This is a genomic window from Paracidovorax wautersii (assembly GCF_900113035.1).
GTDB classification, from domain to species: Bacteria; Pseudomonadota; Gammaproteobacteria; order Burkholderiales; family Burkholderiaceae_C; genus Paracidovorax; species Paracidovorax wautersii.
In genome coordinates this window covers 108,381-121,373 of sequence record NZ_FONX01000012.1, presented here as the reverse complement: position 1 = coordinate 121,373, position 12,993 = coordinate 108,381, and the positions used below count along the sequence as shown (strand labels likewise).

Sequence of the window (12,993 nt, the reverse complement as noted above, 5' to 3'; positions counted from 1 at the left end):
GCCCATGCCGCGCCCCGCAGAGGCAGGCAGCGGCACACGACCGCACCGCCCTGCCCTACCCCCTCCTACCCCATCCCGATCAGCCCACCAGGCGCTGGCCCGTAAGCCGCTGGTGCTCGCTACCGGCGAAGCGGTCGGTCATGCCGGCGACGAAGTCCGCCACGGTGCGGGCCTGCCGCTCGGTGGCGCCCTCGGCTATCGCCTGCGCCGCGCGGGCGGCGAAGGCAGCCTTCATCTCCTGCGGGCGCTGCATGTAGATGGCGAACAGCTCGCGCACCACCTGCTGCGCCTGCCGCGTGGTCTGCATGACCTGCGGATGGCGGTAGAGCTGGCTGAAGAGAAAGCGCTTGAGCGTCTGCGACTCGGCCCGCATGCCTTCGCTGAAGCCCACCAGCGGCCGGCCGGCCCGGCGCACCGCGTCGGCATCGGCCGGAGCGCACTCGGCCAGCGCGGCGCGGGTGGTGGCGATCACGTCATAGACCTGGTCGCTCAGCATGCGGCGGATGGCTTCGTTGAGCCAGCGGCGGCGGTGGGCGGGCTGGTCCAGGTGCGGGTGCTCGGCCAGCGCCTGGGCGCGGTAGCGGTCGAAGAGCGGCACGTCTTCGAGCTGCTCCATGGTGATGAGGCCGGAGCGCACGCCGTCGTCGATGTCGTGCGCGTTGTAGGCGATCTCGTCGGCCAGATTGCACAGCTGCGCCTCCAGCGCCGGCTGCTGGCGCAGCAGGAAGCGCTGGCCCACGCCGCCGGGCTCGCGCGCCTCGATCTGCTCGGCATGCTTGCGCGAGCAGTGCTTGAGGATGCCTTCGCGCGTCTCGAACGTGAGGTTCAGGCCGTCGTAGGTGGGGTAGCGCTCTTCCAGCGCATCCACCACGCGCAGGCTCTGCAGGTTGTGCTCGAAGCCGCCGTGATCGGCCATGCACTCGTTGAGCGTGTCCTGCCCCGCATGGCCGAACGGCGTGTGGCCCAGGTCGTGCGCGAGCGAGATCGCCTCCACCAGGTCTTCGTTGATGCGCAGCGACCGGGCGATGGAGCGGGCCAGCTGCGCCACCTCCAGCGAGTGCGTGAGCCGCGTGCGGAACATGTCGCCCTCGTGGTTGAGGAACACCTGGGTCTTGTAGACCAGCCGCCGGAAGGCCGACGAATGCACGATGCGGTCGCGGTCGCGCTGGTACTCGGTGCGCGTGGGCGCGGCGGCTTCGGGAAAGCGGCGGCCCCGGCTGCGCGCAGGGTCGCAGGCGTAGGGGGCGAGGGGCAGTTCTTGCATCGAATGGGCCTGGAGCGCTCGCCCCATCTGCGCATACTGCTATTTTTTCAATAGCAGTGCATTACAGCGGGGCAGGAGCGGTGATGAGCGGGAAGAAGCTGCAGCCCCGGGTCAGGCGCAGCAGGCGTCGATGACCTCACGCACCAGGGCGTCGGGCGCAGCCCGCATCACCGCCCGGCCCGGGCCGTCGATCAGCACGAAGCGGATCTCGCCGGCCTCGGATTTCTTGTCGCCGCGCATCCACGCGAGGTAGCGGCCGGCGTTGTCGTCGGCATCGATCACCGGGCCGCGGACCGGCAGCCCCGCCCGCGCGATGAGCGCGCGCAGCCGCTGGACGAAGGCGGCATCCACCAGCCCCAGCCGGTGCGACAGCTCCGCCGCCATCACCATGCCCGCGCCCACGCCCTCGCCATGCAGCCAGTTGCCGTAGCCCATGCCGGCCTCGATCGCGTGGCCGAAGGTGTGGCCGAAGTTGAGGATCGCGCGCAGGCCCGACTCGCGCTCGTCCAGACCCACCACCTGCGCCTTGATCTCGCAGCTGCGGCGCACAGCATGGGCCAGCGCGGCGGGCTCGCGTGCGCGCAAGGCCTCGATGGAGCCCTCCAGCCAGTCCATGAACGCCATGTCGGCGATGGGGCCGTACTTGATGATCTCGGCGAGACCTGCGGACATCTCCCGCTCGGGCAGCGTATCGAGCGTGGAGAGATCGCACACCACCAGCTGCGGCTGGTAGAAGGCGCCGATCATGTTCTTGCCCAGCGGATGGTTGATCGCAGTCTTGCCACCCACCGACGAATCCACCTGCGCCAGCAGCGTGGTCGGCACCTGCACGAAGGGCACGCCCCGCATGTAAGAGGCCGCGGCGAAGCCGGTCATGTCGCCGACCACGCCCCCGCCCAGGGCATAGAGCACGGTCTTGCGGTCGCAGCCGTGGGTGAGCAGGGCGTCGAAGATAAGGTTCAGTACCGGCCAGTGCTTGTGTTCTTCGCCATCCGGCAGCACGACCTGATGCACTTGCGCGTGCCGGCCTTGCAGCACATTGGCCAGGCGCTCGGCATAGAGCGGTGCCACGGTGTCGTTGGTGACGATGACGGCAGTGCTGGCCTGGGGCAGGCCAGCGAACGTGTCAGGCGCATCGAGCAGGCCAGCGCCGATGGCGATCTGGTAGCTGCGGTCTCCGAGGTCGATAGCGACCGTGTCGTGTGCCAGGCCAGCAGAAGACAAGCTAGCCCGATCGGAGGAAAGGATCAACTCGCTGGAGTCAGCTGACAAGCTGGCAGATTTCACGCCACGCGATTGAAGAGAGGTGACAGAGGTCATGACGCCGAGTCTATCGGCATCTCACGGCAAGAGGCTTCTGCACTTCAGCTGCTTGCTCGAACAATCGGCTACTGCAGGTGGATGGACATCAGAGCCATACCACCTGCAGAACAAGGTCCTTGAAGCGCGCGTAACCGCTCAATTCAAGCGAACGGGAATGGAGGTCACCAAGCCGCCAGGAGCAGCGATCTTGACATTCACGACCTGCCCGGAGGCGCAGCCCTTCAAGCCGATCGCCACCGCGGTCTTCAGGTCCTGATTGGGACTGCCCGGAGTGGGGATCACATTGACGACAGGAGAGCCCCCGATATCGCCCACGGAACAGCCATCGGCCACAGGCACGGCCGTGATGACCGTACCCACAGGCATCGGCAGCAAAGTATTGTCTTGGCTACCCAGCATGAAGCTGATGCTTGACGGGCCCGACGATACGTTCGAAAGAAATGGTTTGGACGAAGCAAACAGCAACACTGCCGCTTGGCGCACCGTCGCCTTCAACCCCGAACTGCAGGTGTCCGCCCGCGAAGGGAACAGTCCACCCGATCCTGCACAAGGAAGCGTGCCCCCATAGGAAACAAAGAACTCCCCAGGATCGAAAGCGTTGTTCTCGTTGTCGTCGCGGTAAGCGTCACCCAACTGTTTGAGGTTATCGATGCCGGGATCGTAGATATTGTTGCCGTTCAGGTCGTCGTAGTCCTTGGTGCCGTCCAGATACGCGATCACGGACACACGGCCGTCGGCCGGACGTGGATTCTGGCTGGTGAAGTTCACAGAGCACGAAGAGATCTTGTTGACGGTGGTCGTGGCGCAGCTGTTGGCCACTTGCCCCCCCTCCGTAGTGAAGTTCACGACCGTGCCATCGGCAACGGCATTGCCTTGGCGGTCGGCGATCCGGACGGTCAACGTGGTGGGGGTTCCATCCAACTCCCATCCTTCGATATTGGAACTGCTGACCGACAGGCTCATGAAGCGCTGGGATGGTGGGCCAGAAGCCACGGTGAGGTTTTGCGTTTCAGCGAAAACAGTAGGCGTGGAAGCCAAGCTGGCACGCACCTTGACCGGCCCGGGAATCGTGCCCGAGAACACCGAAATCGACACCAAGCCCGATTGATCGGTAGTACCCGTCACGCTAGCCGTTGAGCCGGAAGCATTCAGGCCCACGCCACCAGGATTCTGCTGGATGCTGAAGACTACATTGACGCCGGGCAAAGGCGTGCTGGATGCGGCGAACACCTTGAACGTCACGACGGCCTGCTCAGTCCCCCCCGAGCCCGCGATGAACACCTGGCTAGGTGCTGCACTGACGAAGGCAATCGCATTGGCGACGGGCGCAGCGACATTGATCGACGCAGTGCGCGTGGTCGCCCCCGTGCTGGAAGCAGAAATGGCGATGTTGCCACTGCACAGAGAACCATCCGCGTTGACGGAGGTGTAGTTCACCGAAGCCACCCCGCTGCCATTGGTCGTGGCGCTCACGCCACCACCCGAAGCACTGCCACCATTGATGCGGCCGCAAGACGCGGAGAACGCCACATTGACCGGAGTTCCGGTAAGCGGCGCGTTGTTCACCAGCGCGGTGACGGCAATCGAGGTATTACCGCCCGCATCCAGGCTGGAATTGCCGATGGACAGCGGCGACAGCGTCAGCCCCGCTGCAGCCACTGCGAAATCCGTGCTCCCCTGACCGGTGACGGCGGTGCCGGAACTCGATGTCAATTGCGCGGAAGCCGTGACGGTGGCAGCGCCCGCCGCAACAAACGAGGCGGCGTTGATGGGTACGCTGGCATTGCCCGATGCATCGGTCAATGCCGTCGTCTGTGGCAGCACTGCGACGGCTGCGTTGTTAACGGCAAAGGTGACAGCACGGTTGCTGACCACGGCGCCATTCTGGTCCGTCACATTGGCGCTGACCTGAAAAGCGCCGCCTGCAGTGATGCTGGTCACGGTCTGGCCAGAGGCATTGACCAGCTTCACGCTGATCGACAGCGCGGGAGCCGGCGTAGTAGGCGTTGAGGGCGAGCCGCCCGTACCACCAGAACCGCCGCTGCCCCCACCAGCATTGCCCGTAGTCCCCGGATTGCCACCGCCGCCACCACAAGCAGCCAGCGCGATCACAAGTAACAGACTCCAAGCACCAGTCATCAGCTTTTTCATTCTCGTTTCCCTCTTATTTACCGAACCGGTCCCTTGTCGGAAATCACCTTGGGCGTGATGAACACCAGCATCTCCCGCTTGGTGGACGATCGCGTCCGGTTCTTGAAGAGGTTGCCCACGACAGGGACATCCCCCAGCACCGGAATCTTGTTTTCCTGGTTGGTCTCTTCCATTTCGAAGATACCGCCGATCACCACGGTGCCGCCGTTCTCGACCAGCACCTGGGTCTTGATGTGCTTGGTGTCGATGGCCACGCCCTGGGTGGTGCTCTCGCCGCGGCTGTCCTTGTTCACGTCCAGGTCCAGGATGATGTTGCCTTCCGGGGTGATCTGCGGCACCACTTCCAGCTTCAGGACGGCCTTCTTGAAGGCGATGGTCGTGGCGCCGTTGGGTGCCGTGACCGAGTACGGGTATTCGGTACCCTGCTCGATCAGCGCCTTGGTCTGGTCGGCCGTGATCAGCCGCGGGCTGGAAACGATCTTGCCCTGGCCATCGGCCTCCATGGCGGAGAGTTCCAGCGCCAGGAAGCGATTGGCGGCCGAGTTGAAGATCGACAGAGCGAAGGTGCCCACGCTGTTCACACCGGCCACGGAAGCCGGCAGGTTGACGAAGTTGCCCCCCACGTCCACCGCCGAGCCGAAGCCCGTCGAATTGACGGCGTTGGAATACCCCGTGCCCACGGCCACCCGGCTGTTGCCGCCGATGCCGTAGCCGCCGTCGCCGCCGCGGTTGGCGCGCAGATCGCCACCGCCTAGGCGCACGCCCAGGGAACGGCCGAAGGAGTCGCGTGCCTCGACGATGCGCGCCTCGATCATCACCTGCCGCACAGGCACGTCCAGCGTCTGCAGCAGCAGGCGCACTTCTTCCAGCTTGGAAGGCGTGTCCGTCACGAAGAGCTGGTTGGTGCGCGGTTCGGCCAGGGCGCTGCCGCGCTCGGACAGGAATCGGTTGTTTTGGCCAGCAGTGCCTGCAACGCCGGTGCTGTTGCTGGTGGACAGCTGGGTCACCATGTCGGCCGCCTTGGCGTAGTTGAGCTGGTAGGCCTGCGTGCGCAGGGGCTCCAGCCGGCGGATGGCCTGTGCGGCTTCGAAGTCCTTGCGCGTGCGCTCGTCGATTTCGTCCTTGGGCGCGATCCAGAGCACCGTGCCCGACTTGCGCATGCCCAGGCCCTTGGCGTCCATGATGATCTGCAGCGCCTGGTCCCAGGGCACGTCCTTCAGACGCAGGGTCAAAGCGCCCGTGACCGTGTCCGACGTGACGATGTTGAAGTTGGTGAAGTCGGCGATCACCTGCAGCAGCGAACGCACCTCGATGTTCTGGAAGTTCAGCGACAGCTTCTCGCCGCTGTAGCCCGGGCCCTGCGTGAGCTTGCTCAGGTCCACCTTCTTCTGGCGCACTTCCACGACGAACTGGCCGTCGCTCTGGTAGGCGCTGTGCTCCCAGTCGCCGATGGGGTCGATCACCAGACGCACGCGGTCGCCCTGCTGCGATGCGGTGATGAGCTGCACGGGCGTGCCGAAGTCGGTCACGTCCAGCCGGCGGCGCAGCCCTTCGGGCAGCGACGAGTGCATGAACTCCACCACCAGCGACTTGCCTTGCTGGCGCAGATCCACACCTACCTGGTTGTTCGGCAGGCTGACGACGACGCGCCCGGCGCCGTCGCTGCCGCGGCGGAAGTCCAGATCGCGCAGCGCCTGGGTATTGCTGTTGCGATCCTCGGCGAACACGACGGGTGCCGCCTGGGTCATGTTGGGCGTGGCGTTGACGGGCGAGAGCCGGACCAGCAGCGTGCTACCCTGTACCTCGGCCTGGTAGGCGGTCGGCTGCTTCAGATTGAGGACCAGCCGGGCGCGATCGCCGGTCTCGACGATATTGGCCGACTTGATGTTGCCCTGGTTGATGTCGATGAGGGAGCGGCCCGTGCCGTTGCTGATGCCCGGAAAGTCCAGCGCGATGCGGGCCGGCGACTGGATGGAAAACCCGGTGGGCACCGAGCCCAACGGTTCAGACAGCTGGATGCGCACCGTTTCCGTGCCACCTTGCACGGTGCCTGTGACGGATTCGATGGTCCCCTTGGCGAAAGCGAAGGTCGTCATGACTGCCGCACCTGCCATCAGGGTCGCCGCGCGAAGACACCCGAGCCATGGGCGGTTTTTGTAGTTCATTGCTTACCTCTTTCCCTCTTGCAGATCCAGCGTGGTCATGCGCTCGACCCAGTCGCCGCTCACATCCTGCACGATCTCTCGGATCTGTATTCCCGTTTCGGTGATCTTCACGATCTTCCCGTAGTTCTGGCCGATGTAGTCACCCACCCGCACCTGATAGAGCAGTTTTTCGGCCCGCAGCAGCGCCGTGGGCGTGCCGGCCTTGTTCAGGCTGCCGACCATGGTCATGGCGTCGAGCGGATAGGCCTCCAGAGGCTGCTTGCGGCGCGCCATCTCCGGCGACACCAGCGAGGAGCCTGCGCTGGATTGCGCGGAGTCGCGCCGCAGGGCCTGGGTGAGCTTGGCGACATTGAACGGGTCCATGCCGGACTCGCCCACGTAGTTCTGCGGAATGAACTGTTTGGGTTCGGTGAGGGGCACCACACGGGGGCGCGTCGAGGCGCGCAGCTCCTGCATCCAGGTGCGGAGTTCCTCCTCGCCCGAAGGGCCGCAACCGGCCAGGAAACCGGCGGCGAGCAGTACGGCGGCCAGGCATCGAGCAGATGTCATTTCTTCTTCCCTGCTGCTGCGTTGCGCTGGGCCTGGATCTCGTCGGCATCCAGATACCGGAACGTCCGGGCGGTGGCGTCCATCGTCAGCACGGACGAATCCTTGGACGCCGTGATCGACAGGTTGTTCAGGGTCACGATCCGCGACAGGTTGGCCACGTCGGCGGCGAAGGCGCCGATATCGTGGTACTTGCCGGTCACGCGCAGGGCGATGGGCAATTCGGCGTAGTAGTCGCGCACCACGACCTGCCCGGGGCGGAACAGTTCGAACTGCAGGCTGCGGCCCAGGCCCGCCTGGTTGATGTCCGACAGCAGAGCCGACATCTCGGCCTTGCTGGGCAGCTGCTTTTCGAGCTGGATCACGTACTGCTGCACCTGCTCGCGCTGCTTCTTCAGCTCGTCGAGATTCACGGCCTTGACCAGCTTGGCCTGGTAGTCGGCCCGCAGCGTCTGCTCTGTGGCGCGCTCGGCGTCGAGTTCGGCCTCGTAGTCGCTGAGCTTGACGAACCACAGCAGCACAGCGACGCCCACGGCGATGGCCACGCACAGCAGCACCCGCGGCACGATGGGCCACCGGGACGGGTCCTTGGGGTCCAGATTCTGGAACTGGCGCTGCAGATCGCCCTGCAGGCGGGCGAAGTCGATGCGGGAAATCTTCTTGGTGGTCACCATGCGCTTACTTCCTGGCCGTGCCGGCTTCCGGCTGGGCTGAGGCTGCCGTCTTCTGCGCTTCGCTGCTGCGCACCAGACGGAAACGGAGGGTGAACGCAGCCACGCGCCGCTGGTCCCGAGGCGTCAGCGCCACATTGGCCGCCACGATCTCGACCAGCTCCGGCTTGCTGAACCAGGGCGTGTTGTCGGTGAAGTTGCGCAGCATTTCCGAGACGCGCTCGTTGGACTGCGCCATGCCCTGCATGGTCACCATCTCGCCCTCCTGCTTGAGGCTGGTGATGTAGACGCCATCGGGCAGCTGCTTGACCAGTTCGTTGAGCAGATGCACGGGCAGGTTGCGGTCGGACTGCAGGTCTTCCACGGCCTTCTGGCGGGCGCGCAGCGCGGTGATTTCGCCTTCGAGCGTGGCGATTTCCTTGATCTGCCCTTCGAGCACGGTGATCTCGCGCTTGAGGAACGCATTGCGATCCTGCTGGTCGGAAATCATCATCTGGAACCACCAGTAGATGAGCCCGGCGATGACGAGGCCCAGCAAGGCAGAGGCCACCATGGTGGCCTGGTACGCCTCGCGCCGCCGCTTGCGGGCGGCCTCCCGGTGGGGAAGTAGATTGATCAGGATCACTGCAGGAACCTCCGCATGGCCAGACCGCAGGAGGTGAGGTACGACGGGGCCTCGCGCAGCATCTTCTTGACGCGGACGCCGCTGCCGATTTCCATGCCATCGAAGGGATTGACGGTCGAGCAGGTGAACCCGGACGTCTTGACGACCGCCTCGGTCAGGCCCGGCAGGGGCGCGGAGCCACCGGCCAGCAGGATGTGATCGACACGGTTGTGCGGCGTGCTGGTGAAGAAGAACTGCAGCGCCCGGCTGATTTCATGCGCCATGCTTTCCACGAAGGGGCGCAGCACCGCGGCGGCATAGTCTTCGGGCAGGTCGCCGCTGCGTTTCTTGCTCTCGGCCTCTTCATGCGAGAAGCCGTACTGGCGGACGATGAGCTGGGTCAGCTGCGCGCCGCCGAAGGCTTGGTCGCGGTCATAGACCACCTCGTCGTTGCGGATCACCTGCAGGCTCGTGGTGAGCGCGCCGACCTCGAAGAGCGCCACCAGCGCATCGGCTCCGCCATTGGGCAGGGATTCGATCAACCGGCCGGCTGCCAGGCGCGATGCGTGGGATTCGATGTCCACGATGACCGGCTTGAGGCCCGCGGCCTCCGCCAGGCCCTGTCGATCCTGCACCTTCTCGCGGCGCGAGGCGGCGATGAGCACATCGACATCGCCGGGCATGCTCTTGCTGGGCCCGACCACGCAGAAATCGAGGCTCACCTCGTCCAGGGAAAAGGGGATGTACTGGTTCGCCTCCGACTCGACCTGCACTTCGAGCTCCTGCTCGGACATGCCGCCGGGCAGCGAAATGCGCTTGGTGATGACGGCGGATGGCGGCAGGGCGAGGGCCACGTTCTTGGTACGCGTGCCGCTCTTTTTGACGAGGCGGCGCAGCGCCTCGGCCACTTCGTCGAATTTTTCAATGTTGCCGTCGATGATCCAGCCGCGCTCGAGCTGCTCGATGGCGCAGCGCTCCAGCACGACGGCACCGGATTTATCACGGCCGAGCTCCACCAGCTTCACGCTGGATGAGCTGATGTCGATACCCAACAGGGGCGCCGACTGGCGATTAAACAAAGACCCCATTGAGATCAAAATTGGCCTCTCGTGAAACACCCATAGGCGCAACAAAACCTAACACTTCACATGCATGCTAGCAGTCGTGCGTATGACGGCAAAGTATTTTGCTCAGACGTAACATATTCGTCGTTGTCAAAAGCAGACGATGCACAGGACAGGATAAGACCCCGGCGCCCGACCTCCAGCACATCCGAATATCGGGGCAGGAGCCTGCTGGCCGGCCTGCAGATACCCCGCGCGGCACAGCTGGATGGCCGCCCGGGCATGCAGGCCATGAGGCCATCGTGAACACGTTCTTACAGCGCTGAAGAGCACGCGAGGCCGGCATTTTTATAATGGCGGGTTCTTTTCTCCCAAAGCGCGACATGCCGCCCAACGACACAAAACCCTCGACCCCTCCTGCTTCGCGGCCCACGTGGTTGAGAGTTCTCCTGCGGACCCTGACCTGGGTGGCAGGCCTGGCGGCAGCCGCCGTGCTGGCGGGGGTGCTGACGGTGGCCGTGGCGCTGGCCGTGGCCTACCCCAACCTGCCCGACATCTCCGACCTGGCCGATTACCGCCCCAAGCTGCCGCTGCGGGTGTATTCGAGCGAGGGCGCACTGCTGGGTGAATTCGGCGAAGAGCGCCGCAACCTCACGCCCATCGAGGACATCCCGAAGGTGATGACGGATGCCGTGCTGGCCATCGAAGACGCCCGCTTCTTCGAGCACGGCGGCGTGGACTACAAGGGCATGGTGCGTGCGGCGCTGGCCAACCTGGGGCGCGTGAAGAGCCAGGGCGCCTCCACCATCACCATGCAGGTGGCGCGCAACGTCTATCTGTCGTCGGAAAAGACCTTCACCCGCAAGATCTACGAGATCCTGCTCACCTTCAAGCTCGAGCATCTGCTGACCAAGAACCAGATCCTCGAGATCTACATGAACCAGATCTACCTGGGCAACCGGGCGTATGGTTTCTCCGCCGCTGCCGAGGCCTATTTCGGCAAGCCGCTCAAGTCCATCTCGATCGCGGAAGCGGCCATGCTGGCCGGCCTGCCCAAGGCGCCCTCGGCCTACAACCCCATCAGCAACCCCAAGCGCGCGCGCATCCGCCAGCTCTACATCATCGAGCGCATGCAGGAGAACGGCTTCATCACCGCGGAGCAGGCCGCAGCCGCCAAGACCGAGGAGCTGAAGCTGCGCACCGGCAACGACAACACCCGCGTGCATGCCGAATACGTGGCCGAAATGGTGCGCCAGCTGATCTTCGCGCAGTACGGCAACGAGGCCTACACCCGCGGCCTGAACGTGTACACCACGCTCAACGCCGGCGACCAGGACACCGCCTATGCCGCCCTGCGCAAGGGCATCATGGACTACGAGCGCCGCCAGCACTACCGCGGCCCCGAGAAGTTCGTCACCCTGCCCGACGACCCGCAGGAAGCGGAAGAAGCCATCGACGACGCGCTGGCCGGCCACCCCGACAACGGCGACGTGCTCGCCGCGGTGGTGCTGCAGGTCAGCCCCAAGCGGATCGTGGCCGCGCGCGCCAACGGCGAGCCGTTCGAGATCACCGGCGACGGCCTGAAGCCCGTGCAGTCGGGCCTGAGCGACAAGGCGCCGCCCAACATCAAGATCCGCCGCGGCGCCATCATCCGCGTGGTGCAGACGCCCAAGAACACCTGGGAAGTCACGCAGCTGCCCGAAGTGGAAGGCGCCTTCGTGGCGGTGGACCCGCGCAGCGGCGCCATCAAGGCCCTGGTGGGCGGCTTCGACTTCGACAAGAACAAGTTCAACCACGTCACGCAGGCCTGGCGCCAGCCGGGCTCCAGCTTCAAGCCGTTCATCTACTCGGCCGCGCTGGAAAAGGGCTTCACCCCCGCCACCATCATCAACGACGCGCCGCTCTTCTTCAGCGCCGGCGTGACGGGCGGCCAGCCGTGGGAGCCCAAGAACTACGACGGCAAGTACGACGGCCCGATGACGATGCGCACGGCCCTGGCCCGTTCCAAGAACGTGGTGTCCATCCGCATCCTGCAGGCGGTGGGCCCCAAGACAGCCCAGGCCTGGATCAGCCGCTTCGGCTTCGACCCCGAGAAGCACCCGGCCTACCTGACCATGGCGCTGGGCGCGGGCTCGGTCACGCCGATGCAGATGGTGTCGGCCTACTCGGTCTTCGCCAACGGCGGCTACCGCGTCAACCCCTACCTCATCAGCCGCGTGACGGACCACAAGGGCCGCATCCTCTCGGACTTCCAGCCGCCGGCCCTCGCCGAGAACATGCGGGCGATCGATGCGCGCAACGCCTTCATCACCGACAGCCTGCTGCAGGAAGTGGCCCGCACCGGCACCGCCGCACGCGCCCAGGCCACGCTCAAGCGCCCCGACATCTACGGCAAGACCGGCACCACCAACGACGCCATGGATGCCTGGTTCGCCGGCTTCCAGCCCACCATCGCCGCGGTGACCTGGATCGGCTACGACACCCCGCGCAACCTGGGCAGCCGCGAAACCGGTGGCGGCCTGGCCCTGCCGGTCTGGATCAGCTTCATGGAGCGCGCGCTCAAGGGCGTGCCCGTGTCAGAGCCCACCGTGCCCCCGGGCGTGGTGAACGTGGGCGGCGAATGGTTCTACGACGAATACGCCCGCAATGGCGGCGTGGCCAGCGTGGGCGTGGACGACCATGCACCGGCGCCGGGCGGCGCACCGGGCGTGGCACCCGCCGCACCGCCGGCGCCCGAGGAGCGCAGCCGCATCCTCGACCTGTTCAGGAACTGACCGGCAAAAGAAAAAGGGGTGGCCACTGGGTCCACCCCTTTTTTTCGAGCGGCGAGGCGGGCCCGGGCCCCAGGCCCTCAGCGGCCCGTCACCTCACTGGCCGTCGAAGCGCAGCGCCATGCCCGACTGCAGGCTGGCGTTCTCGTTGAGCATGGCGAAGAACTCGCCGCCGCCCTTGGTGTCCTGCCAGTGCGCGCCGTCGAAGCGGAAGTGGTAGCCGCCGGTGCGCGCGGCCAGCCAGATTTCGTGCAGCGGCTTTTGCTGGTTGATCACGATCTGGCTGCCGTTGCCAAAGGTGATGGTGATCATGCCGCCCACGCGCTGGCCGTCCAGGTCGGCGTCGGTGGCGTCGTTGATGCGATCGCAGCCCTCCTCCACCTTGAGCAGCAGTTCTTCGGCGCGATCCAGGAATTCGAGGTCCGTCATAATTT

Annotated in this window: 10 protein-coding genes; 1 reads left to right on the top strand and 9 read right to left on the bottom strand. The window is 65.4% G+C overall.

Going from position 1 to position 12,993, the window contains the following annotated elements:
* Positions 1-79 precede the first annotated feature (79 nt).
* From BM070_RS16910 to BM070_RS16870, 8 genes are all read right to left on the bottom strand, one after another.
* A complete protein-coding gene (locus tag BM070_RS16910; RefSeq protein WP_092940512.1) occupies positions 80-1,264 on the bottom strand; it encodes a deoxyguanosinetriphosphate triphosphohydrolase in 1,185 nt (394 codons plus the stop codon).
* A gap of 111 nt (positions 1,265-1,375) precedes the next feature.
* Positions 1,376-2,488 (bottom strand): 3-dehydroquinate synthase, encoded by a 1,113-nt coding sequence (aroB, locus tag BM070_RS16905; RefSeq protein WP_245785266.1) that lies wholly within the window; start codon positions 2,486-2,488, stop codon positions 1,376-1,378.
* Between the two features lie 234 nt (positions 2,489-2,722).
* Positions 2,723-4,738, bottom strand: a complete 2,016-nt coding sequence (locus BM070_RS24335; protein WP_139222861.1) for an Ig-like domain-containing protein — start codon at positions 4,736-4,738, stop codon at positions 2,723-2,725.
* Positions 4,739-4,755: 17 nt separating this feature from the next.
* Complete coding sequence (locus tag BM070_RS16890) at positions 4,756-6,903, bottom strand: type IV pilus secretin PilQ (protein WP_092940508.1); 2,148 nt, start codon at positions 6,901-6,903, stop codon at positions 4,756-4,758.
* 3 nt (positions 6,904-6,906) lie between these two features.
* Positions 6,907-7,452: a pilus assembly protein PilP gene (locus tag BM070_RS16885; protein WP_245785264.1), complete on the bottom strand. Its 546-nt coding sequence runs from the start codon at positions 7,450-7,452 to the stop codon at positions 6,907-6,909.
* Positions 7,449-8,123, bottom strand: coding sequence for a type IV pilus inner membrane component PilO (locus tag BM070_RS16880; RefSeq protein WP_092940506.1), 675 nt, complete (start codon positions 8,121-8,123; stop codon positions 7,449-7,451). Before BM070_RS16880 ends, BM070_RS16885 begins: the two co-directional genes overlap by 4 nt.
* A gap of 4 nt (positions 8,124-8,127) precedes the next feature.
* Entirely contained in the window at positions 8,128-8,745 is a 618-nt protein-coding gene (locus tag BM070_RS16875) for a PilN domain-containing protein (protein ID WP_092940505.1), read from the bottom strand.
* A complete protein-coding gene (locus BM070_RS16870) occupies positions 8,742-9,821 on the bottom strand; it encodes a pilus assembly protein PilM (RefSeq protein WP_092940504.1) in 1,080 nt (359 codons plus the stop codon). Before BM070_RS16870 ends, BM070_RS16875 begins: the two co-directional genes overlap by 4 nt.
* Before the next feature lie 350 nt (positions 9,822-10,171).
* Between BM070_RS16870 and BM070_RS16865 the strand changes: the two genes are divergently transcribed.
* Entirely contained in the window at positions 10,172-12,562 is a 2,391-nt protein-coding gene (locus BM070_RS16865; RefSeq protein ID WP_092940503.1) for a penicillin-binding protein 1A, read from the top strand.
* A gap of 93 nt (positions 12,563-12,655) precedes the next feature.
* Here the strand turns inward: BM070_RS16865 and cyaY are convergent, their stop codons facing one another.
* Positions 12,656-12,988: an iron donor protein CyaY gene (gene cyaY / locus BM070_RS16860; RefSeq protein ID WP_092940502.1), complete on the bottom strand. Its 333-nt coding sequence runs from the start codon at positions 12,986-12,988 to the stop codon at positions 12,656-12,658.
* Positions 12,989-12,993: the final 5 nt, after the last annotated feature.

Excerpts from the sequence above, each read along its gene's own strand:
- BM070_RS16880 (WP_092940506.1), bottom strand. The coding sequence starts at position 8,123 with ATGGTGACCACCAAGAAGATTTCCCGCATCGACTTCGCCCGCCTGCAG.
- BM070_RS16910 (WP_092940512.1), bottom strand. The coding sequence starts at position 1,264 with ATGCAAGAACTGCCCCTCGCCCCCTACGCCTGCGACCCTGCGCGCAGC.
- BM070_RS16890 (WP_092940508.1), bottom strand. The coding sequence starts at position 6,903 with ATGAACTACAAAAACCGCCCATGGCTCGGGTGTCTTCGCGCGGCGACC.
- BM070_RS24335 (WP_139222861.1), bottom strand. The coding sequence starts at position 4,738 with ATGAAAAAGCTGATGACTGGTGCTTGGAGTCTGTTACTTGTGATCGCG.
- cyaY (WP_092940502.1), bottom strand. The coding sequence starts at position 12,988 with ATGACGGACCTCGAATTCCTGGATCGCGCCGAAGAACTGCTGCTCAAG.
- BM070_RS16885 (WP_245785264.1), bottom strand. The coding sequence starts at position 7,452 with ATGACATCTGCTCGATGCCTGGCCGCCGTACTGCTCGCCGCCGGTTTC.
- BM070_RS16865 (WP_092940503.1), top strand. The coding sequence starts at position 10,172 with ATGCCGCCCAACGACACAAAACCCTCGACCCCTCCTGCTTCGCGGCCC.